The sequence below is a fragment of the Kitasatospora sp. NPDC089509 genome (assembly GCF_044749365.1).
In the GTDB taxonomy this organism is placed as follows: Bacteria; Actinomycetota; Actinomycetes; order Streptomycetales; family Streptomycetaceae; genus Kitasatospora.
On sequence record NZ_JBIVHS010000015.1, the window covers coordinates 149311 to 174245 of the forward strand.

Genomic DNA, 24935 nt, shown 5'->3' on the forward strand with positions numbered 1-24935 from the left:
CACCGCACCGGTCAGGCCTTCACGAGGTCCGGCTCCGCCGCCTCCGGCCGCGGCACCGGAATCCCCGGCCGCCCGAGCTCCGGCAGGTCGACGTGCTCGCTCAGCCCGAACCGCCGGTGCAGCCTCCGCAGCGGAGCCGGCGCCCACCAGTTGAACTCGCCGAACAGGCTCATCGCCGCGGGCACCAGCAGGCACCGCACCAGGGTGGCGTCCACCGCGACCGCGACGGCCAGCGCGATGCCCATCTGCTTGACCATGAGCATGTCCCCGAGCGCGAAGCCGGCGAAGACGATCACCATCAGCAGCGCCGCCGAGGTGATGATCCGACCGCTGCGCTGGACGCCCAGCTCCACCGCCCGGACGCAGCCGTGCCCGCGCGCGGTCAGCTCCTTGATCCGGGCGAGCAGGAACACCTCGTAGTCCATCGACAGCCCGAAGGCGAACGCGAAGACCAGCACCGGGATGAAGGTCTCCAGCCCGCCGGTCGGGCTGAACCCGAGCAGCCCGCTGAACCAGCCGTCCTGGAACACCAGGGTCAGCGCCCCCAGCGAGGCCCCGAGCGAGAGCAGGTTCATCAGCAGCGCCTTGACCGGCATCACCACCGAGCCGGTCATCAGGAACAGCAGCACCAGCGTCCCGGCCGCCACCAGGCCGAGCGCCCACGGCCCGCGCGACAGCAGCTCGTCCTGGAAGTCCACCACCGAGGCCGCGCCACCGGTGACGTACGTCGTCAGCCCGCCCCGGTCGGCCCGCAGCTCGTCCACCACCCGCTTGGCCTCGGCGCCCTGCGGATCCCCGGGGACCAGCACGTCCACCGTCGACACCCCGTCGCCGATCGGCGTGACCGCCCGCACCCCGCTCACCCCGGGCAGCTTGGCGACCACGTCGTCCGCGTACGCCTGCGCCACCGGCGCCCCGCCCTCGACCACCACCGTGATCGGCGCGGCCGCGACCTGCGGGAAGCGGTGGTCGATCGCCTCGGCGACCTGCCGCCCGGCCGAGGAGGCGGGCAGCACGGCGGCGCCGGAGCTGCGCATCTCGGCGTGCAGGAACGGTGCCCCGGCCGCCATCAGCAGTCCCACGCAGGCGAGGGTGACCAGCACCGCCCGCTTGCGGACCCGGCGGACGGTCCGGCTGAAGAAGCCCTCGTCGGGCACGGGCGCGCTGGGCGCCTTGATCCGGCCGCCCGCGAAGCCGAGCAGCGCGGGGATCAGGGTGAGCGCGGCGGCGACCGCGATCACCACCACGCTCACCCCGGCCGCGGCGACCGCGCCCAGCACCGGGCTGGTGAAGACGAACAGGCCGGACAGCGCCACGGCCACGGTCAGCCCGGAGAAGGCGACGGTGCGCCCGGCGGTCGCGGCGGTGCGCTCGACGGCGGCGGCGATGCCCGCGCCATGGCCCCGTTCCTCGCGGAAACGATTCACCATCAGCAGCGCGTAGTCGATCGACAGCCCCAGCCCCAGCACGGTGGCGATCGGCAGCACGCTGGTGTCGATGTCCATGATCCGGCTGAAACCGAACATCGCCAGCAGGGCCCCGCCCACCGAGGCGACCGCCCCGATCACCGGCAGCGAGGCCGCGGCGAGGCCGCCGAAGACCAGCACCATGACGACCAGGGTGAGCGGCAGCGTCACCATCTCGCCGAAGCGGGTGTCCTGTTCGGTCTGCTTCTTGACCTCCTGCTGGAGCACGAGGTCCCCGCCGACGGTCACGTGCGCCCCGCCCGCTCCGTTCAGCGCGGCGAGCCGATGGGTGACCGCGTCGGTCTGGGCGGAGGTCGCGGTGTCGGCCATCCGCACGCTGACCAGGCTCGCCGTCCCGTCGGGGGCCCGCAGCGCGGCCGGGCCGGGCCCGGTGCCGTACGCGTCCTGGGTGCCGGCCACCCCGGGCAGCGCGGTGATCTCGGCGGTGGCCCGCTGGACGGCGGCCCGGACGGCCGGATCGTCCACCGGCCTGCCGTCCACTACCGCGGTCACCGTGCCCTTGACCGGATCCGCCGCGGCGACCACGGCACCGCCCCGGTCCGCCTCGGCGGTCGCGGAGGAGGCCCCGGCCACCGAGCCCTCGAAGACCCGGCCGCCGATCAGCACCCCGGCCACCAGGACCACGGCCCAGAAACCGAGCACCCAGCGGCGGTGGCGGAAGCAGAACCGGCCGATCGCGGCCAGCCGGCCGCCGACCACAGCGGTGGGGCCGACGGAGGTGGGGTTGCGCATGAGGAGCCTTTCGGGCAGCTCCCCTCAATCTAGGTGCAAGCCGAACTCCGGCCTATAGCAGGGCAATGAGCCTCATCTCACATTTCCCTACACATAAACCATACATAAGTCAAACCGGAAAACGAAGGCCGCCGGGGCGGGTGCCCGGACAAGGTGTCCGGACAACACGAAGCAGGCGCCCGGACAACACGAAACGGGCCCCATCCGGAAGATCCGGATGGGGCCCGTTCCCTAGCTGTCAGCTAGCGGGGGGCGAGAGCTTCAGCTCTGGCCACCGGCCAGCTTCTCGCGCAGGGCGGCCAGGGCCTCGTCGGAGGCCAGGGCGCCCGAGCCCTCGTCGCTGCTGGACGAGTAGGAGCCACCGGCGGCAGCGGCGACGGCGTCGCCACCCTCGGCAGCGGCCTCGGCGTCGGCCTCGCGGCTCTTGATGACCTGGGCCTGGTGCTGCTCGAAGCGGGACTGCGCCTCGGCGTACTGGCGCTCCCACTCCTCACGCTGCTTCTCGAAGCCGGCCAGCCAGTCGTTCGCCTCGGGGTCGAAGCCCTCGGGGTAGATGTAGTTGCCCTGGTCGTCGTACGAGGCGGCCATGCCGTACAGGGTCGGGTCGAACTCGACCTCGGCCGGGTTGGCACCCAGGGCCTCGTTGGCCTGCTTCAGCGACAGGCTGATGCGGCGACGCTCGAGGTCGATGTCGATGACCTTGACGAAGATCTCGTCGCCGACCTGGACGACCTGCTCCGGGATCTCGACGTGGCGCTCGGCCAGCTCGGAGATGTGGACCAGACCCTCGATGCCCTCGTCCACGCGGACGAACGCACCGAACGGAACCAGCTTGGTGACCTTACCCGGAACGACCTGGCCGATCTGGTGGGTACGGGCGAACTGCTGCCACGGGTCCTCCTGGGTCGCCTTCAGCGACAGGGAGACGCGCTCGCGGTCCATGTCAACGTCGAGAACCTCGACGGTGACCTCCTGGCCGACCTCGACAACCTCGGACGGGTGGTCGATGTGCTTCCAGGACAGCTCGGAGACGTGCACCAGGCCGTCGACGCCACCCAGGTCCACGAAGGCACCGAAGTTGACGATCGAGGAGACGACGCCGGAGCGCACCTGGCCCTTCTGCAGGGTGGTGAGGAAGGTCTGGCGGACCTCGCTCTGGGTCTGCTCCAGCCAGGCACGGCGGGACAGGACCACGTTGTTGCGGTTCTTGTCCAGCTCGATGATCTTGGCCTCGAGCTCCTTGCCCACGTAGGGCTGGAGGTCGCGGACGCGACGCATCTCGACGAGCGAGGCCGGGAGGAAGCCACGGAGGCCGATGTCGAGGATGAGACCACCCTTGACGACCTCGATGACGGTACCGGTGACGATGCCGTCCTCTTCCTTGATCTTCTCGATCGTGCCCCAGGCACGCTCGTACTGAGCGCGCTTCTTGGACAGGATGAGACGACCCTCCTTGTCCTCCTTCTGGAGAACCAGGGCCTCGATGTTGTCGCCCACGGCGACGACCTCGTGCGGGTCGACGTCGTGCTTGATCGAGAGCTCGCGGGACGGGATGACGCCCTCGGTCTTGTAACCGATGTCGAGGAGGACCTCGTCACGGTCGACCTTCACGATGACGCCCTCGACGATGTCGCCATCGTTGAAGTACTTGATGGTCTCGTCGATCGCGGCGAGGAAGGCCTCCGCGTCGCCGATGTCGTTGACCGCGACCTGCGGGGTGGTGCTGAGGGAGGAGTCGGTGGGGCTCGTCATTAGGAAAAGGGCTCCGGTACGGACATGAAAGTCGTAGGTAATGCCACGCGGAGGGCCCGTATCGCTCCCACCGAAAGCCGGACAGCCAAGAACACGGCGCACCGATGATCCCGTGAACAACGGGGAAACCGGCGTCCGTCTTGCGACCGTGGGGTCTTCGACAGATGCGAGCGCGACCTGCTCCGTCCGAGGCGCGCAGGCCCGCAGCGCAACTTGTAGCATACGGGGACGGCCAGGCACGGTCAACGCCAGAAGAGGCAAGACGGTGGAGCCCGGTACGGATCAGGCCATATCCTCCGATTGCGCACCTCGCGGTGCCGATTCGAAGGGGCCCCAGTCCCCGGATGCCACCGCCAGGATCCGTCCCCGAGAGGGCCGGTTCGCGGCAGCGGCGCTTCCGCACTCCATACCCTACGCGATGGGCATTGTCACCGTGGCCACCACCCCCCAGTCGAACCTCCACGATCTTGTCACCTCCGACCCGGAGGCCCTGGAAGTCGGGGAACTGGAAGCCGAGGCGGAGGACGACGGCGACGACGCGCTCCGGCGCGAGGCCGGCGTCGGGGAGAGCAGCCGGGCCAGCCGGCACTGGTGGGACCGCAACGCCGACGAGTACCAGGACGAACACGGGGAGTTCCTCGGCGACGACCGCTTCACCTGGTGCCCCGAGGGCCTGGACGAGGCGGACGCCCGCCTGCTCGGGCCGGTCGACGGCCGGGACGTCCTGGAGATCGGCGCCGGCGCCGCCCAGTGCTCCCGCTGGCTGGCCGCCCAGGGCGCCCGCCCCGTCGCCCTGGACATCTCCTACCGCCAGCTCCAGCACTCCCGCCGGATCGACCTCGGCCGGGGCGTGGCACCCGTCGCCGTCGTCCAGGCCGACGCCGCGGTACTGCCCTTCGCCGACGGCTCCTTCGACCTCGCCTGCTCCGCGTACGGGGCCGTGCCGTTCAGCGCCGACACCGAGCGGCTGATGCGCGAGGTGCACCGGGTGCTGCGGCCCGGCGGGCGCTGGGTGTTCTCGGTCACCCACCCGATCCGCTGGGCCTTCCCCGACGAGCCCGGCGTCGAGGGGCTCACCGCGATGTCCTCCTACTTCGACCGCACCCCGTACGTCGAGCAGGACGAGAACGGCGACGCCACCTACGTCGAGCACCACCGCACCCTCGGCGACCGGGTCCGCGAACTCGTCGCCGCCGGCTTCCGTCTGGTCGACCTGGTCGAGCCGGAGTGGCCGGCCGGGCTGGAGCAGGAGTGGGGCGGCTGGTCCCCGCTGCGCGGGCGACTGATCCCCGGCACGGCGATCTTCGTCACCGAGCGGGGCTGAGCCCCGTGCACCCCGCCTGGCGCGAACTGCCCGTCCGCACCGCCCTGCCCGCGCTGCACGAGGCGCTGGACGGGGACGGTGCCGCCGTCCTGGCCGCGCCGCCCGGGACGGGCAAGACGACGCTGGTGCCGCTCGCGCTGGCGGGGTTGCTGTCCGACGGCCGTCCGGTCCGGCGGGTCCTGGTCGCCGAACCGCGCCGGCTCGCCGTCCGGGCGGCCGCCCGGCGGATGGCCTGGCTGCTCGGCGAGACCGTCGGCGGGCAGGTCGGCTACACCGTGCGCGGGGACCGGCGGGTCGGGGCCTCGACCGTGGTCGAGGTGGTCACCACCGGGGTACTGCTCCAACGGCTGCAGCGCGACCAGGAGTTGCCGGGCGTCGACGTCGTCGTCCTGGACGAGTGCCACGAACGGCATCTGGACGCCGACACCGCACTCGCCTTCCTGCTGGACGTCCGGGCGGCCCTGCGGCCCGAACTGCGACTGGTCTGCGCCTCGGCCACCTCCGACACCGAGGCCTGGGCCGAACTCCTCGGCGGGGCACCGGTGGTGGAAGCGCACGGGGTGTCCCACCCGGTGGACGTGGTCTGGGCACCGCCGCCACGTGCCGTCCGGCCCGCGCACGGGACGCGGGTCGACCCGGCGCTGCTCGACCACGTCGCGGCGGTGGTGCGGCGGGCGTTGGACGAACAGTCCGGCGATGTCCTCTGCTTCCTCCCGGGCGTCGGCGAAATCGCCCGCGTCGCCGGCCAGTTGGGCGGCCTGCCGGTGGACGTCCTGCAACTCCACGGCCGCGCCCCGCAGTCCGTGCAGGACGCGGCCCTGACGCCGTCCGCCGCGCGGCGGGTGGTCCTGGCGACGGCCGTCGCCGAGTCCTCGCTCACCGTGCCCGGCGTCCGGGTCGTGGTCGACGCCGGGCTCGCCCGCGAACCCCGCACCGACCACGCCCGCGGGCTCGCCGGGCTGGTCACCGTACGGGCCTCGCTGGCCGCCGCCCGGCAGCGTGCGGGCCGTGCCGGGCGCGAAGCCCCGGGAACGGTGTACCGCTGCTGGCACGAGGCGGAGGACGCCCGGGCGGCGCGCTTCCCGACGCCGGAGATCGCCCTCGCCGACCTGACGTCGTTCGCCCTCCAGGCTTCGTGCTGGGGCGACCCGGACGCCAGCGGGCTCGCCCTGCCCGACGCCCCGCCCGCAGGGGCGATGGCGGCGGCCCGGCAGACCCTGGTGGCCCTGGGCGCGGTCTCGCCGGACGGCCGGGCCACCGATCGCGGTGTCCGCCTCGCCCGTACGGGACTGCATCCCCGGTTGGGGCGCGCCCTGGTCGACGGCGCGGCGGCCGTCGGCGCGCGGCGGGCCGCCGAAGTGGTCGCCCTGCTCTCCGAGGAGCCGCCGCGTGCACTGGGGGACGACCTCAACGCGGTCTGGCGGACGGTCCGTTCGAGCAGCGACCCGTATGCCGGGCGCTGGCGCGACGAAGTCCGCCGCCTGCAGCGTGCCACCTCCGACGAGCCCGCCACTCAGCTCCCCGAGGCCGTCGCCGTCGGCCTCGTCGTCGCCCTCGCCTTCCCGGAACGCATCGCCCGCGCCCGGGTCGAGCGGCCCGCTCCCGGCGAGCGCAGCCCGTACCTGATGGCCTCGGGGACGGCCGCCGAACTCGCCCCCGACACCCGGCTCGGCGCCGTGCCCTGGCTCGCCGTCGCGGTCGCCGACCGGCAGGCGGGGTCGCACTCGGCGCGGATCCTGCACGCGGCGGCGCTGGACGAGTCCACCGCCCTGCTCGCCGGGGCCGCCCTGGCCACGTCGCGCGAGGAAGTCCACTGGGACACCCGCAGGGGCGAGGTCGTCTCCCGCCAGGTCGAGGCCCTCGGCGCCATCGAACTGGCGGAGAAACCCCTCAAGCGGCCTGACTCAACCCTCGTCCGCGCTGCGTTGGTCGAAGGCCTCACCCGCGAGGGCATCAGTACGGTCCTGACCTGGCCCTCCCCCGGCCTCCGCGAGCGTCTCGCCTTCCTCCACACGGCCCTTGGAGACCCCTGGCCCGACGTCAGCGACGAGGCACTGCTGTCGAGGGCTGAGGAGTGGCTGGAGCCCGAACTCTCCCGCGCTCGCCGCCGTAGCGACCTCGCCAGGATCGACACCACCTCGGCCCTGCAACGCCTCCTGCCGTGGGCGACCGGCGAGGCCGGCCGCTTGGACGAGCTCGCCCCCGAGCGCATCACCGTCCCGTCCGGCTCGAAGATACGAGTCGACTACTCGACGGAACGCCCGGTGCTGGCAGTCAAGTTGCAGGAACTCTTCGGCTGGGCAGCAGCTCCCGCCCTGGCCGGCGGCCACGTCCCACTCACCATCCACCTGCTGTCCCCGGCAGGCCGCCCCGCCGCCGTCACGGGAGACCTGGCGTCCTTCTGGCGCGAGGGATACCGAGCCGTCCGCGCGGATCTACGGGGCCGCTACCCCCGCCATCCCTGGCCCGAGGACCCGACGACCGCCGAGCCCACAAAGCGCACCAACACCCGGAAGTGAGTCCCGGTGGCACGGTCACCAGCCGGTGACCTCCTGACCGAGGACTGGCCGGCGCTCCGCCGAGTTACCCGAAAGGCAGACGGGTACTCACTGTTCGCGACACGATGAAAGTCCGTAGGCACGCAGGATTCCGCGAGCGGCATGACAGGAGACTTGGTCATGAGCCTAGAGTTCTTCGGAATCGACCCCGACACCGAGAAGGAGGGTTCGCCTACCGTGTGGGCGAACCTGACCGATCGTCGGCTCGTCATCCAGAGCGACACCGTCATCGGGGACGAGTTCGCCGAGGTCGACGAGACCGAGTGGGTCGCCGGTCACGTGGTCGGTGTGCCTGACCACGAGTCTGTGATCAGCATTCCCGCGAGCATGATCCCGCTCATCAGGAAGGCGTGCGATGCAATCGAACGTGCCGGACTTCGCGACGCTTCTTCGGGAGGCGAAGACGTCAGCGGTGCACCTGGAGATGCGTGACGCCTACGGCGTCGGAGACGAGTCGTCGGGCTTCGCTCGCTGGCTCCGCACCGGAGAGCGGGACAACGACCCGAACTCGGACTACTGGCGTGACTGGGTGCAGATGATCCGCGCTACGGTCGACCGTGGTGTGGTCATCCGGCGTGCGCGCATCGTCTCGGAACCGGTGACGGACTACATCCGGTATGAACACGGCGGTACGAATGTCAACCTCGCGTCCGGTGAGCTGGTGCGTTGGCTCCCGCGTCGGCTGGCGTCCGACATCGCGCTGCCGGGTAACGACTTCTGGGTGTTCGATGGCAAGCTCGTCCAGTTCAACCACTTCACGGGGGTGGGAAACTGGGCCGAGCCGCCCAAGGAGCTGCGGCATGAGCCCGACGTGGTGAAGTTGTGCTCCACGGCGTTCGAGGCGGTGTGGGAGCGGGCTGTCCCGCACGAGAGTTTCTCCGTCTGACGGCTACCGTCACGATCACCGGATCGCCCGCCGATGTCGCCAGCTTCCGCGTCGTCCAGCGCCCAGGCAGCCCGCAGGGCGCTCGCTGTTCGTCTCCAGAACCTCCGCCGGGATGCCCGGCTGAACGGCCGCGAGCTGTCGGCACGTTGCGGGTGGCACCCGGCCAAGACCTCGCGCATCCAGGACGGCAAGGCCGCGCCGTCAGAGGCGGACATCCGAACATGGTGCGTCGCGTGCGGTGCCGAGGATCAGGTAGCCGACCTGATCGCCGCATCCCGCTCCGTCGAGTCCATGTACGTCGAGTGGAAACGGTTGAAGTCGGCAGGACTCCGGAATCTCCAGGAGTCCTATGCCGCTCTGTACGAACAGACGCAGCTGTTCCGGTTCTACACGTCGGACGTGATCCCCGGGGTTCTCCAGACGTCCGCGTATGTGCGAGCGATCATGTCGAGGTCGGCCGGAACAAGCCACTCCGAGGAGGACATGGAACAAGCGATCGCAACGAAGGTGGAGCGGGCCGGCATCATCCACCGGGGCATGCACCGGTTCCTGTTCCTCCTTGAGGAGTCGGTTCTGAGGTACCGACTCGGTGATGCCGAGGCCATGGCCGGTCAGCTCGGCCACCTGCTCACCGTGATGTCCCTGCCCCGTGTCAGCCTGGGAGTGATCCCGTTCGCCGCCCGCCGGACCCTGTGGCCCGTGGAGTCCTTCCGGGTCTACGACGAATCCCGCGTGCAAGTCGAACTCGTCACGGCCGCAGTCAACGTGACCGCACCGAATGAGGTACGCCAGTATTTGGACACCTTCGCCGAGCTGCACGGCATGGCCTTGTTCGGTGCCAAGGCACGGATGCTGATCGGTGACGCGATCGCCGCCCTGGAGTGACGTCGCGCAACTTCTCGCAATCTCGTTGGGTTTGCGGTTCCGGCGGCCCTAACGTCCTGATGGCAGGTCATCACCACTGTGGCGCCGAGCCCATGACGGTCTCGACGCGCCCATAAGCCCCGCCCCGACCGGCGGACCTGGACAGCTCGAACGGTCGGAGCGGGGTCCGCAACACCGAACGGTCCGGGCGCCTTCCGGTGACCGGTCCCCAGTGTGAGGAGGCATCAGTATGCGCTACATCCCGCCCGAGCGGCCGCCGCAGTTGCCGCCCGGCCCCGACTGCACCGCGACCGTCCCCGCCGAGTAGGAGGAGTCAGCCATGCGCATCGAGAGCATCGTGTCCAAGCACAAGGGCAACGAGAAGCCCCCGCCGAAGCACGCGGGCAAGCCCGCCCCGGAGCCGACCCCGCCGTCCCAGTAGAGCGACACCCGACACACCGGCAGGCCCCCGCTCGCATGCGAGGGGGGGCCTGCCCTCCGCTTCCGAGGGAGAGCACCGATGGCCGATCGCCTCGTCATCTCGTACGCGTCTCGCCACTTCGCCGACGTCGACTGGTCGGAGAAGGCGGACCGCTGGCGAGCCAGCTTCTACGAGAACGGCGGCAAGGTCTTCGGCACCGCCGACATCACCCGCGTCATCCCCGGCGTCACACCGAACCCTTCCGAAGCCCTGGGCCAGGACCCCGGCCTGCTCGACCGCATTCCGCGCGTGATCTTCACCGAGGACGGCGGACTCGCCCCGGTGGTCGCCGAGTTGCGCCCTTCGCTGCTGCTCCTGCTGGAGTCCGTCGAGGTGTCGGCCGAATGGCGGGGGAAGGGTGTCGGGATGCGCCTGGCCGTCGAGGCGCTGCGCCGGTTCGCCGTACCCGGCACACTCGCCGTCTGCTACCCGGCACCGATCCACGACCACGGGCCGGACGAGCCGTGTTCGTACGAGTCGGACGACCCGGAAGTCCGGCGACCGGACGAGGAGGCGATGGCGAAGCTCCGGAGGGCATGGGAGGGGCACGGCTTCGCTCCGCTCACCGAGGGCGTGTACGCCCGCCGGATGGAACCGTAGCGCCCGCCAGGGGCGATGGATCCCATCTACCGCACTGCCGCACGCCGTTGACGCCCGTCACGAGATCGAGAAGCCCATCTGGTTCACCACGGGCGTCATCGGCACGTACATCACCTGCGCGTAGCAGGTGGTCGAGTGTGCCGTCGAACCGGCCGGGCAGCCGACCTCCGACTGCCCGGCGACGATCACGCCACGGGCCTCCATGTCGCCGTTCGCGCCGGAGGGGTTGGCCAGCGCGGGGCCGCCGCTGTCGCCCTTGGCGCCGATCGCCCGCCGGTCGCCGCCCTTGGACTCCGCGACGTCCACCGGCTTGATCCTCGTGCCCTCGTCGTTGGTCGTCTCGACGTCGACCCTCTTGACCTCGATGTCGCACTTCCAGCCCGACTGGGCGCCGCTGAGGCAGACGAGGTCGCCGACGTTGTTGCGCCCGGCGCCGTAGGTGTGTCGGGAGGAGCCGCTGCTGTCCGACCAGGCGCCGTCGTAGAACCGGCCGGCGCCGTTGCCGTTGATGGCGATCATGCCGACGTCCAGCCCGTCGCCGATCGCGTACAGGTCGCCGATGTAGCCGCCGGTGCCGTTGTAGTACCGACCGTTGCCGCAGTGGGCGGCGGTCAGCAGTACCTTCGTCCGGTCCTTCCAGCCGCTGAACGCGGTGGAGCAGAACGCGGCTTTACCGGTGTTGACCTCGGCGCCCGCGTAGTACGGCGCGCTGTCGGAGTGCCGGCTGCCGGACAGTGGGGTCGGGATGTCTGCGACGGTGGCCGTCACCGGCATTCCGGCGAGCTCGGCGGCCTTCCGGGCGTAGGCCTGCTCGGTCGTGGCGCCGCCGGTCAGCCGGGTCGCCTTCGTCGGTTCGTAGGTGATCGCGATGGCGGCGCCGTCCTCCTGGGGGCCGATCGAGGTCCACTCCTCGGGGGCCACGGCGGCGGTGAACCGGTCGATCGCGGCGCGCATCTCCGTACGGGAGTAGGGGCTCCGGTGGATGTCGACGGTGTAGCCGGGGTTGGCGTTCGCGTCGAGGAGCGTCCGGACCTCGGCCGGGGCCTCGCCCTTCCAGTAGAGGTCGGCGTGCTGGTCGGAGGCGTCGATCACCGTCCCGGCGTAGCCGTCGGCCGCCGGGGCGCCGGACTCCACCCAGTCCTGCACCGGGTCCGTCATGCGGTGGAGCTTGGTTTGGGCCTGCGGGTCGCGGAGCACCGGCAGGCTGACGGAGCGGACGGGTTCTTCGTCCGGCGCGGCATCGGCGGCGACCAGGGCGGAGGCGGTCACGGCGGACAGGGCCAGGGACAGCACGAGACGGGAACGACGCATGGGCGGTCCTTCGAGGAGGCTGGCGGGCCGGCACTCAGCGTAGGGACCGGGCAGCGTTTCCCCTGACCAAAGGGCGCGTACGGAAAGCTACGCGCCCCCGGTCGCCGATCAGCTCTCGGGGAAGTCACCGGCTTGGATGCCGGAGAGGAAGGAGGACCAGGCGGAGGCCGGGAAGAGGAGGGCCGGGCCGTGGGGGTCCTTGGAGTCACGCACGGGGACGAGGCCGGGGAACCCGGGGGCCACCTCGATGCACTCGCCCGCGTTGTCCCCGCTGTAGCTGCTCTTCCGCCACAACGCCCCGCTCAGCTCGGCGTTCTGCATATCGGTATTCCTCCATCGCTTCGGCGATTAGGCCGTGGGAGTCGTCCATCGAGAGTACCGCCCCTCTCACGAGATCGAAGTCCCGGCGGCTCTCCTGTACGACCTCAGGAGCGTCGCTGAAGTGCCCCCGATAGAGGCTCTCCGAGTAGACCCACTCCTTCCTGTCAGGCATCTCCAGCAGAACCACGGACGTGGTCGGCAACTTCCGCGCTCTGAACGCGAACGGTGCCACCTGGATGACCACGTTCGCCCGCTCTCCCACCGAGAGGAGATGCTCCATCTGCCTTCTCATGACGCCCGGCCCGCCGATGACGCTCCGGATCGCGCTCTCATGGAGGATCACGATCATTGACGGTCCGTCGTCGGCCAGGAAGCGATCCTGGCGACTCAGTCGAGCCGCCACCCGTTCGGCCAACCATTGCGGATTGTTCCGCGCGTCTCCGAGGCGAAAGATCTCGTAGGCATACTCCTCGCTTTGGAGCAGGCCATTGATCCGCATGTACTGGAGCACTCGGACCGCCACAGCCTCCTCTTCAAGCTCGACGTACTTCTGAAACCAGTCCGGGTGCTCGATGTCCGCATCCCAGTCCACCCGCTCCCACAGGCGCACCAACAAGCCCCCCATGGCGAGCAGCTCGTCGACCCTCTCCACCGTGTCCCGATCCATGGGCCGCTTGCCACCCTCGTAGCGGGTGATCACCGTTCGGTGGCAGTGCAGCAGCCTGCCCAGGTCTTCCTGTTTGAGGCCGGCCTGCTCACGAGCGAAGCGGAGCGCTTCACCGAACATCACCGCCGGACTCGACGTGAGCCCGTTCTCCAACCGCCGATGTGCCATCCCGATCCCCTCAGGTGCTACGGATCCCCGCACCCCGTTTTGGTCGTCACCGTAGCCCCAGCGGTCGATCATTGATGTCGGAACGCAATCATCTGCATGCATAGCGTGATTGCGCGCTACCCTCACGCTCCCCCATCCGCCCCCCGAGGAACTCCGCCATGCCCGATTCCCGCCGCCCCCGCGCGTTCGCCGCCCGCCTCGACTCGTGCGTCGAATCCACCCCCCTCGCCCGGCACTTGCTCCGCGCGTACCTCGCCGCGCTCCCCAGCGGCGACCGCTACCGCGACATCGCCGAACTCCTCCTCGGCGAACTCTTCGCCAACGCCGTCCAGCACTCCGCCGCCCCCGACGACCGCCTGGTCGAGGTCCGCTTCGCCCTCGTCGGCAACCGCCTCCGCCTCGAAGTCCACGACGCCGGCACCGGGCGGCCCTCCGTCCGCTCCGCCACCCCGGACGACGAGCACGGGCGCGGGCTGTTCCTCGTCAACGAGCTCGCCGAACGCTGGGGTTGCTGCCCCCGCGCGGGCGGCATCGGCAAGTTCGTCTGGGCTCTCATCGCGCCTTCCTTCTCCCCCGCCCTCGTCTGAAAGCGCGCCCCCTACCGGTCACCGTGTCCCCGGAGCCAGGCCTCGCGGGTGACCGCGTACTCCACATCACCGTGCTCAGCGCCCTCGATCGGCTCGTCCCAGTCCTCGAAGAAGGTGCGGACCAAGGACAGGCCGGCCTTCTCCATCACCCGCCTCGAAGCCGTGTTGACCGTCATCGTGGTGGCCACGATCCGGTCCACCGCCAGCTCGGTGAACGCGTGGCGCACCAATGCCCGTGCACCCTCGGTGGCATAGCCCAGGCCCCAGACGGACGGCAGCAGCCGATATCCCAGCTCCGTCCCACCGTTCATGCCGACGCTGTACGCGGGCCGGAGCTCGAACCAGCCCAGGAACGCCCCGGTCGACTTCTCCACCGCCGCGAAGCAGCCCTGACCGCTCGGAAGTTCGGCGTACTCGTCGAGGATGCGCGGGAGTTGGCGCTGCTCGACGTCGGCCCTGGGCACCGGGCGGCCGTCGTCGATGTACCGCATCACCTCGGGGTGACCGTGCAGGGCGGCCAGGGCGTCGACGTCCGCCCCGGTGAAGCGACGGAGCGTCATCCGCCGGGTTTCCAGGTAGATGTCCACGTCTGCGATTCGAGCAGCCCGTCCGGCGTGCGGCAACGGATTTCCGCTCGCCGCCACCACGCGAGCGCAGGAAGTCGGCCCCGCCGACTTCCTGCGCAACACCTCAGCCGTCCGCCCGCCCTCAGCCGCGCACGTGCAGCCCGAAACCCGTGCGACCCGCGGGCTCCAGCCCCTCCTTCAGGTGCAGCGAGGGGATCTCGTAGTCGCCGAAGTTCTGCCGCCGGAAGGCGATCGGCTCGGTCGTCTCCAGGGTGAGCAGGCGCTGCTTCCAGGCCTCGGCGGCGGCCGCGTACTCCTCCTCGGTCATCCGGTCGGTGCGGTGCAGCACGAACGGGGGCAGCACCTCGATGCCCGGGTAGTAGAGGACGCCGTGCTGGAACGGGAACAGCAGGTCGTCGATGGGGCCGCTGATCCCGCGAGCGGCGTAGTGCGAGGCCGGGCCACCGGTGGTCACCGAGACCAGGGCCCGGCGGCCGGCGAGGGTGCCTTCGCCGTAGCGCTCGCCGTACTTGGTGTCGCTGTGCTCGCCGACGCCGTACGCGAAGTGGAAGGTGAACACCCGGTCCACCCAGCCCTTGAGGATCGCGGGCATCGAGTACCACCACAGCGGGAACTGGAAGATGATCGTGTCGGCCCAGAGCAGCTTCTCCTGCTCGGCGAGGACGTCCGGGGTGAGCGTCCCGGTGTCGAAGGCCCGGCCCGAGTCCCGGGCCACGTTCAGCCGGCCGGAGGCCGCGGGGCCGAAGTCCTCGGCGTCCACCACCGCCTTCCAGTTCATCGCGTACAGGTCGCTCACCCGCACCTCGTGCCCGGCGCCCTCCAGCGTGGAGACCGCGAGGTCCTTCAGCGCGCTGTTCAGCGACTTCGGCTCGGGGTGGGCGTGGACGATCAGCGTCTTCACGGGGACTCCTTCGGATCGGTTGCCTTCGATCCTGGCCGCCGCCGCGCCGGACTTTCAGGGGCGCCGCCTCCGTCGGACGGGACTTCCTGGTATCAGCAGGACCACCCTCACCGGGAGCGGCCGCAGCCATACTTGGGGGCATGGACGATCTCGCGGGCTTCCTGCGGACCCGGCGCGCCCGGGTCGACCCGGCCGTCGTCGGCATCCCCACCGACAGCCGCCGCCGGGTCGAGGGGCTGCGCCGCGAGGAGGTCGCGCACCTGTCCGGCGTCAGCGTCGACTACTACGTGCGCCTGGAACAGGGCCGCGCGACCCAGCCGTCCGAGCAGGTCCTCGACGCGCTCGCCCGGGTCCTCGACCTCGACGAGACCGAACGCGGGCACCTCCACCGCCTCGCCCGGCAGCGCCGCCGCACCAAGACACCGGGCGGCCGGCTCCGGCCGGAGCTGCTGCGCGTCCTCGACCTGGTCGCCGACGCACCCGCGCTGATCATGAACCACCGGATGGACGTGCTCGCGGGCAACCGCCTCGCCGGGCTCCTCCTCGGGCGCCCGCCGGCGGACCTGAACACCGCCCGGCACATCTTCCTGGAGGAGGCCGAGCGCGGCCTCTACGCGGACTGGGAGAACTGCACCCTCGACGTGGTCGGACACCTGCGGCTGGCCGCCGGCCGCTACCCCGACGACCCCCGACTGGCCTCGCTCATCGGTGAGTTGGCGATGGGCAGCGAACGCTTCCGCCGACTCTGGGCCCGCGCGGACGTGCGCGCCCGCACCCACGGGCGCAAGGCGTACCGGCATCCCCTGGTCGGACTGCTGGAACTGCACCAGGAGAACTTCGCGCTGCCGGGCGAACCCGGCGTCGAGCTCCTGGTGATGTCCGCCCCTCCCGGCAGCCCCGCCGAGGACGGACTGCGCCTGCTGGCCGGCCTGGGCGCGGACAGCGATACCGCACGTCCCACGGTGAACTCCCGGATCGACGCGCCGCCACCGCTAGGCTGACCGAATGTTCACAGTGCGGCGCGCCGGCCACGACGACGGGGACGTCCTCGGCGAGATCCACGCCGCCGCATGGCAGGCGGCCTACGCCCCCTTCTTCGAGCCGGAGTTCGCCGCCCGCGCCGTCCGGAGCAGGCGGACACGGTGGCACGAGAGGACCGCGCAGAAGACGTCCACGATCCTGCTGGCCGAACGCGACGGCCGCCCACTGGCGCTGTCCGCCTTCGGCCCGTCCCCGACCCGACCGGGCACCGCCGAGCTCACCACCTTCTACAGCCACCCCGACAGCTGGGGCAGCGGCATCGCCCCGGCGCTGATGACCGAGACCCTGCGCCACCTGCGCGACGACGGGTACGCCCGGGTCCACCTCTGGACGCTGCGCGACACCCCGCAGTCCCGCCGCTTCTACACCAAGTGCGGCTTCACCGAGTCCGGCGCCACCCGCCCCCACGACTTCGGCGACGGGAACCCCCTCGACCAGGTCGAGTACGAGCGCAGCTGTTGACCCCCGCGCCCAGGCCGCCGGACAGGCCCTAACCCTCCGAATCCGGCGTGAACGCCTCGGCATGGTCGGCGGCCCACTGGCGGAACGTCCGCGGCGCCGTCCCGAGGACGTCGGCCACCGTGGTGGTCACGTACGCGGGCCGTCCGACGGCCGCGTTCCACGCGGCGAGCAGCATCTCGACGGCCGGGCCGGGCACCGTGCCCTGCGACAGGTTCCGGAACTCGTCCGGCGTCATCTCCTCGAAGGCGATCCGGCGCCCCAGGGCGTCGCCGATGACGCCCACCTGCTCGGCCTGGGTCAGCGACTCGGGGCCGGTGAGGACTAAGTCGGCTCCCGCGTAACCGTCCTGATGGAGTGTCAGTGCTGCGACGGCCGCGATGTCGCGGTCGTCGACGGGTGCCGTCGCGGCGGCGCCGTAGGGCCAGCGGACGGCCCGGCCCGGCCGGATCGCGGACGCCCACCAGGCCAGCGAGTTCGATGCGAACATCCCGGGCCGGATGATCGTCGACTCGACCCCGGTGGCCGCGATGAGCCGCTCGATCTCGGCGTGCAGCGCCGAGGCGGGGTTGGGCTGCTGGAAGAAGGGGTGCGGCGTCCGGAACGGGGAGGAGAGGAAGACGATCCGTCGTACGTGGGCCGCCAGCCGCTCGACGACCGCCGCGGCGGTCTGCGGCGGGGCGGTCCAGACCAGGAAGGCCGCGCCGGCGCCGTTCAGGGCCGGGTCGAGCGACTCGGGCACGGTGAGGTCGCCGATGAAGGTCTCGACCCCGGCCGGCAGGGTCACCGCCGCCTCGGGGCGACGGGTGAGGGCGCGGACCGGCACACCCTCGGCGAGGAGCCGGTCGATGACGAGGCGGCCGATCCGGCCGGTCGCCCCGGTGACGAGCACAGGGGGAAGGTCTGGGCGATTCATACCTCCATGAAAGCGTTACTCGGTTAAAAACACAACCCAGTCAATCATTCATCTCGCCCCGCCCCCGCACCAGAAGTCGGCCCCGCCGACGTCCTGTGCGGGACTTCACGCCCGCCGGACACCCGGAGTCGGCCCTGCGGCCCCCTCTCTGTGATCTCATCGTCCTGTTGACGCGTCACCGTCACTGTCACCTGACTGGAGATGAACCATGTCCATAACCCAGCCCACCCCCCTCCGCCTGACCGTCGGCGAGCACACCTTCGACGCGCTTGCCGCCGGACCCGCCGACGGCGAACTCGTCCTGCTGCTGCACGGATTCCCCGAGTTCGCCGACTGCTGGAGCGCCGAACTGACCGCACTCGCCGCCGCCGGCTACCGCGCGGTGGCGGTGGACCAGCGCGGCTACTCCCCCGACGCCCGCCCCGCGGACATCGCCGACTACACCGTCGAGCTGCTGGTCGCGGACGCCCTCGGCTTCGCCGACGCCCTGGACGCCCCGCGCTTCCACCTGGTCGCCCACGACTGGGGCGGCCTGGTCGCCTGGTCGCTGGCCTCCGCCCACCCGGAGCGGCTGCACAGCCTGGCCGTACTCTCCACCCCGCACCCCGAGGCGCTCTACGAAGCCCTCAACAACGACAGCGACCAGAGCGAACGCTCCCAGTACGTCCACGAGTTCCGGCTCCCGGGCCACGTCGCCGAGCAGTCCCTCCTGGCCGACGACGCGGCCCGACTGCGCTCGCTCTACCGCAGCGCGCTGCCGGAGGAGCAGGCCGAGGCCAACGTCCGCCGGTTCACCGAACCGGGCGCGCTCACCGGCGGGCTCAACTGGTACCGGGCCACCAACGAGCAACTCCGCATCCCGGCGGGCGAGATCACCGTCCGCACCCTCTTCGTCTGGGGCACCGAGGACCGCGCCCTCGGCCGCGAAGCCGCCGAGCTGACGGCCAAGCACATCAACGCCCCGTACCGCTTCGTGGCACTGGACGGCGCCACCCACTGGCTGCCGGAGGCCAACGCCGAGCAGATCGTGCCACTGCTCCTGGCCCACCTCGGGGGCTGACCAGGATCACCACCAGACGATCACCGCCCGACGTCACCGCCCGACCGACGCCGCCGGGCCCGGAACCATCGCCCGGAGCAGCTCGAAGGTGCGGATCCGGAGGTCGAGGTCGGGGCAGAGGGTGGTGATCGCCAGCTCGTCGGGGGCGTAGGCGGCGGTCAGGGCGGCGAGCCGCTCGGCCACCTCGGCGGGGACCCCGGCCAGGACGGACACGTCCGCCGGGTCCGCCGCGTCGGGCAGTGCCACCGTGGGCGCCAGGGCGTGGAGTTCGTCCCAGGAGGGGAGGGTCCGGCGGCCCGCCGCGGCCGCGCCCAGGGCGAGGCCCGCGCGCAGCAGCCGGACGTCCCCCGGGGCGTCCGCGCAGGCCACCCGGACCGCGACGGCGACGCGCGGGACCGCCCCGAGCGGGCCCGGGCGGAACTTCTCCCGGTACAGCTCGACGAGCTCCGGCCGTGGCACGCCGTGGGCGAACTGGGCGAAGCAGAACGGCAGTCCGAAGTGGGCGGCGAGGTGCGCCCCGCCCGCTCCGGCGCCGGTCAGCCACAGCTGCGGCGGGGTGGAGTCGGGCAGCAGGTCCGTCCCCGCGGTGAGGTGGGCCAGCAGCTGTTCGATCTTCTCGTGGTACGGCGCCTCGCCCTCCCGGGCGAGCAGCCGGGTGACGCTCTCGCCCGCACCGGGCCCGCGGCCGATGCCGAGGTCGATCCGGCCGGGGTGGAGCCGTTCCAACAGGTTGAAGGTGGTCGCCACCTTCAACGGCGCGTAGTGGGGCAGCAGGACCGAGGCGGTGCCGACCCGGATGCCGGCGGTCGCCGCGGCGGCGGCGGCGACCAGGACCTCGGGCGAGCCGCAGCCGCTGGTCGCGCCGTGGTGCTCGGCGACCCAGAACCGGTGGTAGCCCAGGCGTTCGGCCGCCACGGCGAGCCGGACCGACTCCCGGGCGGCGCCGGCCGGGCCGGTGCCGCCGTAGACCAGCACCTGGTCGAACGCGGTGAGCTGCATCATCGGACCCCCGTCCTGGCCTTCGTCCCGGCTTTCGTCCCGGCCTTCGAAGCACCACCGGACGCGGGTTCGGGCGGCCCCGCGTTCTGCGCCTCGTACATCTCCGCGTACAGGCCGCCCAGGCGCATCAACTCCTGGTGGTCACCGTCCTCGACGAGCCGGCCCCGGTCGAAGACCAGCACCCGGTCCGCGCGCAGCACCGAGGAGAAGCGGTGGGCGATCAGCAGCGAGACCCGGCCGGCCGAGGCGGCGGTCAGGGTGTCGAGCAGTTCGGCCTCGGTGATGGTGTCGAGCGCGGCGGTCGGCTCGTCCATGACCCGGACGCTGGCGGACCGCACCGCGCTGCGGGCGATGGCCAGTCGCTGCCACTGCCCGCCGGAGAACTCGACGCCCCCGGTGAACAGCCGTCCCGCCTGGGTCTCGTAGCCCTGCGGCAGGCCGGTGATGTGCTCGTGCATCCCGACCTCGCGGGCCGCGGCCTCGACCCGCCCGCCCGAGCGGTCGGCCTCGTGCACCATGCCGAGCGAGATGTTCTCGCCCACCGAGAGCTGGTACTCGACGTAGTTCTGGAAGACGTAGGAGACCCGGTCGCGCAGGCTGTCCAGCCGGAAGTCGGCGAGCGGGACGCCGTCGACCAGGATCGAGCCCTCGGTCGGTTCGTAGAGGCGGCCGATGAGCTTGCCGAGGGTGGACTTCCCGGCGCCGTTGAGGCCGACGATCGCCGTCACCTGGCCCGGCTTCAGCGTGAACGAGACCCGGTCCAGGGCGCGCCGCCCGCTGCCGGGGTAGCTGAACGACACGTCGCGGAACTCGATGCCGCCGACGATGTCCTGGGGGAACGTCACCTCGCCCTGGGTCTCCCGTTCCTGCTCGATCGCGAGGAACTCGTCGACGTTGCGCAGGTAGAGCTGGTTGACGTACATCCCGGACACCGAGCCGAAGAGCTGCTGCATGCTGGCCTGCAGCATGCCGATCGCCTGGATCACCGCCAGCAGGCCGGCCACGTGCCGGGCGTCGCTGCTGCCGACCAGGATCGCCGTGGCCTGAGCGGAGATCGTCAGCAGGGCGGTCAGCACGACCATCGGCACGGCGAGGCCGAAGTTCCGGTTCGCCATCCGCAGGTCCGCGCCGACGATCCCGGCCAGCAGCCGCCGGTGGTTGGTGAGCACCACCGGGGCGAGCCGGAAGGCCAGCACCTCCTTCATCGAGTTCGGCTGCGAGGCCAGGTGCTGCCAGTAGTTGATCCGGCGCCGCTCCTCGGAGCGGCCGTGCTCCAGCGCGTGGGTGCGGCGGCCCTGGAGGATCTGCGCGACCACCGTGGGGAACGGGGCGACCATGGCCAGCAGCGCGATCCGGAAGTCCAGGGTCCACAGGATCGCGCCGACCGAGCCGAAGGTGACCACCGGGGTTGCCGCCTGCACCAGCTGGGAGAACAGCATCCCCGGCCGGTACGCCACCTCCCGGACGGCCCGCTGCAGCGAGTCCTGCACGGTCGGGTCCTCCACCTGGGAGAGCGTGAAACGGCTCGCCCGGCTGATGATCTCATCGGCCAGATGGGCCGAGAGCCGGCTCTGGCAGCGCTGCATGGCCCGGTTCTGCAACAGCGACAGCAGCTGCGAGGCCAGGCCCAGCACCGCCAGCACGACCAGGTAGAACAGGATGCCGCGGACCTGCTCGTGCGAGCCCTCCGCCGTGCGCAGCAGGGCCGTGGCGAACGCCGCCGTGGTCTTCACCTGCCAGGCCGGCAGGATGCCGACGACCAGCGAGATCAGCAGCACCTGCGCCGTCCCCCAGCGGTCGCAGCGCCAGGACTGGCCCAGCACGGTCAGGACCGGGCGCGGCACGGCCGCCAGCCGCCGCAGCCGGGAGCCCGCGCTCACCGGGACGTCCCCGCCGAAGAGCCCCCGGCCGTGGCGACCCGGTCGAGCAGCCGCCGCCACATGCCGTAGGCCGCGTCCTCCTGCTCGCGCCGCAGCCCCATCCGGTTGCAGTGCATGTGGAACAGGCTGCGCAGGACGGACGTACGGTCCGACCAGAGTTCGCCGCTCTCGGCCGACTCGGCCACCCTGGCGGCGAATCCGGTCCCCGCCGGGCCCCAGGCGGCGCCCACCCGCTCCAGCACCGCGGCCTCACCGCCGGGCGCGGTCAGGCCCGCCCAGAGCCGGCGGGCGACCGCCCGGTACTCCGCGCCGCCGGTCCGCGAACCGGTCATCGACCGCACCAGGGCGTGCCGTTCGGCGAAGTCGGGGACCAGTACCCGGCCGACGGCCTCCAGGCTGAGCACGGTGAGCGCGTCCCGCTCCAAGGGGGCCTCGCCCGCCGGCACCGGCCCGGCGAGGTGCCGCAGCAGGTCCAGGGTCGCGGCGCTGTCCAGACAGAACAGCTCCTCGGCCGCGTCGATCAGGTCGGGGCCGCCGTACCGCTCGATCTCCCGGCGGTACGTCGCGAACTCGACGTCCGCGATCCGGCCCTCGACGGCCAGGCCGTGCGCCCACCGGGCGACCTCGGCCAGCAGTTCGCCCGACCGGGCCGGGTCCGCGGCCCGGTAGCGCAGCCGCAGGTGCGGGGCGGGATCGCCGTACCGGAGGTAGAACATGTGCCCGGTCAGGCCGCGTTCGGCCAGCGAGCGGGTCAGCTCCGTCACCTGGTCCACCAGGAGGGCGTCCAGCGCCTCGTTCTCCACGTACAGCTTGGCGAAGACCCACGGCCCGCCGACCGGGCGCAGCCGCTCCGCCTCGGTGGTCCGCCGGCGCAGGGCGGCCGCCGCCCGGGGCTCCCGGGCCGGCCGCGCGGACAGCACCGGGACCACGACCTCCGCGGCGTAGGGGGCGCCGTCCGTGTCCCGCAGGAAGCCCTCCTCCGGGCCGGGCAGGGCCTCCTCGATCCGCAGCGAGAAGGACGCCGCGTCCCGGGCGGCCGCCAGCCGCAGTTCCTCCCGCGAGGGCTCGGCCTCCAGGTCCAGCAGGATCGTGTTGTCGCCGTGCGCCAGGTGGACCAGGCGCGGCACCTTCCACTGCGCGCGCCAGGCCGCGACGGCCGCGGTGAAGTCCGCCGCCGAACCGGTGCAGCCGGCCGGCAGGTCGGTGGCGCGCAGCAGCCAGCCCGCGCGCTTCAGCACCAGGTCGCCCCGGACGACCCTGGGCAGGAACGGCAGGACGGTGCCCAGCGTGCCCCAGTCGAAGGCCGGGACGTTGTGGAAGGCCGCCGAGGAGACGTCCAGCAGGAAGCGGGCGACGTTCGGCGCCATCAGCGGGTTGAGCATCGTGTGCTGGGTGACGTGCAGATCGCACCCGAGGGCGGGGCTGTGCAGGTACAGTCGGCCCTCGCGCACGCCGACGACCACGTCGTCGAGCGCGATCACCTCCTTGGGGCCCCGCCCCGGCGCCACGTTGACCGGCAGCTCCAGCGCCCGCACCGCCGGACGGACCGACACGTTCGCGGCCCGGGCCTTCTCCGGCAGATAGGTCAGCTCGACCACCGCGACCCCGGGCAGCTGCGCCGCCTCCGCCTCGGCCAGCTCCCGCAGCCGCTCGCGGTCCTCGGTGCCCAGCAGGTCGTGGAACCGGGCGAAGGTGCGCCCGCCGTTCGCCACCGCGGTGACCACCCCGCGCCAGCGCGCACCCGGGGCCGTCGGCGGCGCCAACTGCAGGTGCACGTCCACCGCGGGCCGCCACGGCCGGTCGTCGACACCGGTCGTGAGCTCGGCCGTCCACCGCTCGTCGAGGACCGCCTCCACGCTGCCGCGGCTGAGCGCGTCGGCGACGAGCCGGTACAGCACCGCCTCCCGCTCGTCCCGGCTGCGGTCGCGCGCGGTCACCGGCTGCAACTCGAAGGAGCGCGGCGGGTTCTGGTAGCTGTTCGGCGCACCGAGGCCGGTCTCCTCGGAGAGCACCTCCAGGACCGGCACCTCCGCCTGCGCGCCGTAGCGCTCGGTGAACGCCTTGGCGAAGTCGCCCAGTTGCGACGGGTACCGGTGGCCGGCGCCCACGGTGGCCAGGAGCTCCGCGGCCTCCGCCGCCAACGCCTGGACCTCGGCCGGCAGCTCGGGCCGGGCGACCGGGTCCAACCGGGCGTCGACCCGCAGCAACGGACCGTCGTAGTCCTCGCTCACCCGCCGCGCCGGCGGGGCGATCCGCTCCTGGAGCGCCTCCAGGCCGGTCACCTCGCCGACGGCGTTGAACTCCGCCACCGCCGCCTCGACGGAGGCCAGTGCGGCGGCCGCCTCACCGTCCTGGCTGCTCGCCAACTGGGCCGACAGCGACGGCTGCCCCGAACCCTCCAGCAGGGCGGGCCGGTGCGAGGTGATCAGGAACGCCAACTCGACCAGCTGGTCCAGCAGCGCGGTGACCTTCTCCACCGGGACGGTCGGATAGCGCTGCGCCAGCTGCTCCCGCAGCTCGCCGAAGGTCTTCGGGGTGCGCGCCGCCTCCAGCACGAACTCGACGGCCGGGGACCAGCGGACGGAGACCGAGCGGCGCGATCCCGCACCGTAGGCGTCGGCGGTGGACAGCCAGGCCCGGCCCCGGCCGCGGTGGATCAGGTCGTTGGCGCGCAGCTCCAGTTCGGGCCGCAGCCGCGGCGCGTCGGCGACCGCCTGGAACAGGTGCAGCACCCAGCCCATGTCCGGCCTGGCCACGGCCGTGCCGATCGCGGGGACGCCGAGCCGGACGGGCTCGGGGGTCGCGTCCGGCCCCGGGAAGCGGCCCATTGCGACGCCCGCCACCGTGCCCAGCGGGGTCGCCCGCATGCTCATCCGGTTCAGGTACCGGCCCAGGCTCATCATCGCGCGCCGGCGGTCCCGGGCCGGGAGCGCGTCGATCCCGGTCACCGCCCGGGCCAGGTCCGGCGCCGCCAGCGCGATCGCCGCGCGGACCCCGGGCCGCGCCCACAGCTCCAGCAGGCCCCGCAGGTAGCGGTCCTCCCAGTCGGTCGGGTCCGTGCCTGCCGGATCCGCGCCCGCCGGGTCCGTGCCGGCGGGCGAGCCCGTCCCGGCGGCCGAGCCGGCCAGCAGGTCGGTCAGCGCCCGGGTCGGCAGGGCCGGCGCGCGGAGCAGGAAGAAGTCCCGTGCGACGTAGCCGCGGCTTCCGCCGGACTTCCGGTCGCTGGTCTCGGCGTTCCGACGAGTCACACTCAGTTCCTTAGCTGTGCTGGGCGACGCGGGTACGGGCAACGCGGTTGCGGGGCAGCGCGGTTGCGGGGCAGCGCGGTTGCGGGACGGGAGCGGTCACGGGACA

Annotated in this window: 21 protein-coding genes; 10 read left to right on the top strand and 11 right to left on the bottom strand. The window is 72.0% G+C overall.

The annotated features are described in order from the left end of the window. Positions 1-11 precede the first annotated feature (11 nt). Together ACIP4P_RS28150 and rpsA are read right to left on the bottom strand one after the other, a co-directional pair. Positions 12-2219 carry an MMPL family transporter gene (locus ACIP4P_RS28150; RefSeq protein ID WP_400923082.1) on the bottom strand — a complete coding sequence of 736 codons (2208 nt, stop codon included), beginning with the start codon at positions 2217-2219 and terminating at the stop codon, positions 12-14. A gap of 261 nt (positions 2220-2480) precedes the next feature. Further along, positions 2481-3971, bottom strand: coding sequence for a 30S ribosomal protein S1 (rpsA, locus tag ACIP4P_RS28155; protein WP_063347134.1), 1491 nt, complete (start codon positions 3969-3971; stop codon positions 2481-2483). 418 nt (positions 3972-4389) lie between these two features. On the opposite strand from rpsA, the gene ACIP4P_RS28160 reads away from it, so the two are divergent. The 6 genes from ACIP4P_RS28160 (at position 4390) to ACIP4P_RS28185 (ending at position 10684) form a co-directional block, all read left to right on the top strand. Further along, positions 4390-5295, top strand: coding sequence for a class I SAM-dependent methyltransferase (locus tag ACIP4P_RS28160; protein WP_350514726.1), 906 nt, complete (start codon positions 4390-4392; stop codon positions 5293-5295). Between the two features lie 5 nt (positions 5296-5300). Next, positions 5301-7814, top strand: coding sequence for an ATP-dependent helicase HrpB (gene hrpB, locus ACIP4P_RS28165; RefSeq protein WP_400923085.1), 2514 nt, complete (start codon positions 5301-5303; stop codon positions 7812-7814). Positions 7815-7973: 159 nt separating this feature from the next. Further along, positions 7974-8285 (top strand): hypothetical protein, encoded by a 312-nt coding sequence (locus ACIP4P_RS28170; protein ID WP_350514728.1) that lies wholly within the window; start codon positions 7974-7976, stop codon positions 8283-8285. Then, positions 8209-8739 (top strand): DUF6879 family protein, encoded by a 531-nt coding sequence (locus tag ACIP4P_RS28175; protein ID WP_350514729.1) that lies wholly within the window; start codon positions 8209-8211, stop codon positions 8737-8739. Before ACIP4P_RS28170 ends, ACIP4P_RS28175 begins: the two co-directional genes overlap by 77 nt. A gap of 33 nt (positions 8740-8772) precedes the next feature. Beyond that, positions 8773-9624 carry a helix-turn-helix domain-containing protein gene (locus tag ACIP4P_RS28180; protein WP_400923087.1) on the top strand — a complete coding sequence of 284 codons (852 nt, stop codon included), beginning with the start codon at positions 8773-8775 and terminating at the stop codon, positions 9622-9624. A 499-nt stretch (positions 9625-10123) separates the two neighbouring features. Then, complete coding sequence (locus tag ACIP4P_RS28185) at positions 10124-10684, top strand: hypothetical protein (RefSeq protein WP_400923089.1); 561 nt, start codon at positions 10124-10126, stop codon at positions 10682-10684. Positions 10685-10741: 57 nt separating this feature from the next. On the opposite strand, the gene ACIP4P_RS28190 is transcribed toward ACIP4P_RS28185, so the two are convergent. The 3 genes from ACIP4P_RS28190 to ACIP4P_RS28200 form a co-directional block, all read right to left on the bottom strand. Then, complete coding sequence (locus ACIP4P_RS28190; RefSeq protein ID WP_400923091.1) at positions 10742-11995, bottom strand: hypothetical protein; 1254 nt, start codon at positions 11993-11995, stop codon at positions 10742-10744. 108 nt (positions 11996-12103) lie between these two features. Beyond that, positions 12104-12238, bottom strand: a complete 135-nt coding sequence (locus tag ACIP4P_RS28195; protein WP_400923093.1) for a DUF397 domain-containing protein — start codon at positions 12236-12238, stop codon at positions 12104-12106. Next, positions 12201-13223, bottom strand: coding sequence for a helix-turn-helix domain-containing protein (locus ACIP4P_RS28200; protein WP_400923095.1), 1023 nt, complete (start codon positions 13221-13223; stop codon positions 12201-12203). The genes ACIP4P_RS28195 and ACIP4P_RS28200 overlap by 38 nt, the downstream gene beginning before the upstream one ends. A gap of 86 nt (positions 13224-13309) precedes the next feature. On the opposite strand from ACIP4P_RS28200, the gene ACIP4P_RS28205 reads away from it, so the two are divergent. Continuing rightward, entirely contained in the window at positions 13310-13738 is a 429-nt protein-coding gene (locus ACIP4P_RS28205) for an ATP-binding protein (RefSeq protein WP_400923097.1), read from the top strand. Positions 13739-13749: 11 nt separating this feature from the next. On the opposite strand, the gene ACIP4P_RS28210 is transcribed toward ACIP4P_RS28205, so the two are convergent. Next, positions 13750-14325 (bottom strand): GNAT family N-acetyltransferase, encoded by a 576-nt coding sequence (locus ACIP4P_RS28210; RefSeq protein WP_400923099.1) that lies wholly within the window; start codon positions 14323-14325, stop codon positions 13750-13752. A 121-nt stretch (positions 14326-14446) separates the two neighbouring features. Then, on the bottom strand, positions 14447-15226 hold the full coding sequence (locus tag ACIP4P_RS28215) for an NAD(P)H-dependent oxidoreductase (protein WP_400923103.1): 780 nt from the start codon (positions 15224-15226) through the stop codon (positions 14447-14449). A 140-nt stretch (positions 15227-15366) separates the two neighbouring features. Between ACIP4P_RS28215 and ACIP4P_RS28220 the strand changes: the two genes are divergently transcribed. Both ACIP4P_RS28220 and ACIP4P_RS28225 read left to right on the top strand, forming a co-directional pair. Then, the gene (locus ACIP4P_RS28220) at positions 15367-16227 is read left to right on the top strand and encodes a helix-turn-helix transcriptional regulator (protein ID WP_400923107.1); all 861 of its coding nucleotides are present in this window, start codon (positions 15367-15369) and stop codon (positions 16225-16227) included. 4 nt (positions 16228-16231) lie between these two features. Beyond that, positions 16232-16729 carry a GNAT family N-acetyltransferase gene (locus ACIP4P_RS28225; RefSeq protein ID WP_400923109.1) on the top strand — a complete coding sequence of 166 codons (498 nt, stop codon included), beginning with the start codon at positions 16232-16234 and terminating at the stop codon, positions 16727-16729. A 28-nt stretch (positions 16730-16757) separates the two neighbouring features. Here ACIP4P_RS28225 and ACIP4P_RS28230 read toward each other — a convergent pair whose 3' ends face one another. Beyond that, entirely contained in the window at positions 16758-17642 is an 885-nt protein-coding gene (locus ACIP4P_RS28230; RefSeq protein WP_400923111.1) for an NAD(P)H-binding protein, read from the bottom strand. 208 nt (positions 17643-17850) lie between these two features. Between ACIP4P_RS28230 and ACIP4P_RS28235 the strand changes: the two genes are divergently transcribed. After that, a complete protein-coding gene (locus tag ACIP4P_RS28235) occupies positions 17851-18702 on the top strand; it encodes an alpha/beta fold hydrolase (protein WP_400923112.1) in 852 nt (283 codons plus the stop codon). Between the two features lie 33 nt (positions 18703-18735). Here ACIP4P_RS28235 and ACIP4P_RS28240 read toward each other — a convergent pair whose 3' ends face one another. Genes ACIP4P_RS28240 through ACIP4P_RS28250 form a run of 3 tightly spaced genes read right to left on the bottom strand, consistent with a single transcriptional unit; the run spans position 18736 to position 24829 of the window. Next, complete coding sequence (locus tag ACIP4P_RS28240; protein ID WP_400923114.1) at positions 18736-19704, bottom strand: MsnO8 family LLM class oxidoreductase; 969 nt, start codon at positions 19702-19704, stop codon at positions 18736-18738. After that, positions 19701-21581 (bottom strand): ABC transporter ATP-binding protein, encoded by a 1881-nt coding sequence (locus ACIP4P_RS28245; protein ID WP_400923116.1) that lies wholly within the window; start codon positions 21579-21581, stop codon positions 19701-19703. The genes ACIP4P_RS28240 and ACIP4P_RS28245 overlap by 4 nt, the downstream gene beginning before the upstream one ends. Next, positions 21578-24829: a lantibiotic dehydratase gene (locus ACIP4P_RS28250; RefSeq protein WP_400923118.1), complete on the bottom strand. Its 3252-nt coding sequence runs from the start codon at positions 24827-24829 to the stop codon at positions 21578-21580. The genes ACIP4P_RS28245 and ACIP4P_RS28250 overlap by 4 nt, the downstream gene beginning before the upstream one ends. Positions 24830-24935: the final 106 nt, after the last annotated feature.

Excerpts from the sequence above, each read along its gene's own strand:
- ACIP4P_RS28185 (WP_400923089.1), top strand. The coding sequence starts at position 10,124 with ATGGCCGATCGCCTCGTCATCTCGTACGCGTCTCGCCACTTCGCCGAC.
- rpsA (WP_063347134.1), bottom strand. The coding sequence starts at position 3,971 with ATGACGAGCCCCACCGACTCCTCCCTCAGCACCACCCCGCAGGTCGCG.
- ACIP4P_RS28190 (WP_400923091.1), bottom strand. The coding sequence starts at position 11,995 with ATGCGTCGTTCCCGTCTCGTGCTGTCCCTGGCCCTGTCCGCCGTGACC.
- ACIP4P_RS28200 (WP_400923095.1), bottom strand. The coding sequence starts at position 13,223 with ATGATCGACCGCTGGGGCTACGGTGACGACCAAAACGGGGTGCGGGGA.
- ACIP4P_RS28175 (WP_350514729.1), top strand. The coding sequence starts at position 8,209 with ATGCAATCGAACGTGCCGGACTTCGCGACGCTTCTTCGGGAGGCGAAG.
- ACIP4P_RS28150 (WP_400923082.1), bottom strand. The coding sequence starts at position 2,219 with ATGCGCAACCCCACCTCCGTCGGCCCCACCGCTGTGGTCGGCGGCCGG.
- ACIP4P_RS28230 (WP_400923111.1), bottom strand. The coding sequence starts at position 17,642 with ATGAATCGCCCAGACCTTCCCCCTGTGCTCGTCACCGGGGCGACCGGC.
- ACIP4P_RS28235 (WP_400923112.1), top strand. The coding sequence starts at position 17,851 with ATGTCCATAACCCAGCCCACCCCCCTCCGCCTGACCGTCGGCGAGCAC.
- ACIP4P_RS28160 (WP_350514726.1), top strand. The coding sequence starts at position 4,390 with ATGGGCATTGTCACCGTGGCCACCACCCCCCAGTCGAACCTCCACGAT.
- ACIP4P_RS28205 (WP_400923097.1), top strand. The coding sequence starts at position 13,310 with ATGCCCGATTCCCGCCGCCCCCGCGCGTTCGCCGCCCGCCTCGACTCG.
- ACIP4P_RS28220 (WP_400923107.1), top strand. The coding sequence starts at position 15,367 with ATGGACGATCTCGCGGGCTTCCTGCGGACCCGGCGCGCCCGGGTCGAC.
- ACIP4P_RS28225 (WP_400923109.1), top strand. The coding sequence starts at position 16,232 with ATGTTCACAGTGCGGCGCGCCGGCCACGACGACGGGGACGTCCTCGGC.
- ACIP4P_RS28170 (WP_350514728.1), top strand. The coding sequence starts at position 7,974 with ATGAGCCTAGAGTTCTTCGGAATCGACCCCGACACCGAGAAGGAGGGT.
- ACIP4P_RS28240 (WP_400923114.1), bottom strand. The coding sequence starts at position 19,704 with ATGATGCAGCTCACCGCGTTCGACCAGGTGCTGGTCTACGGCGGCACC.
- ACIP4P_RS28180 (WP_400923087.1), top strand. The coding sequence starts at position 8,773 with ATGTCGCCAGCTTCCGCGTCGTCCAGCGCCCAGGCAGCCCGCAGGGCG.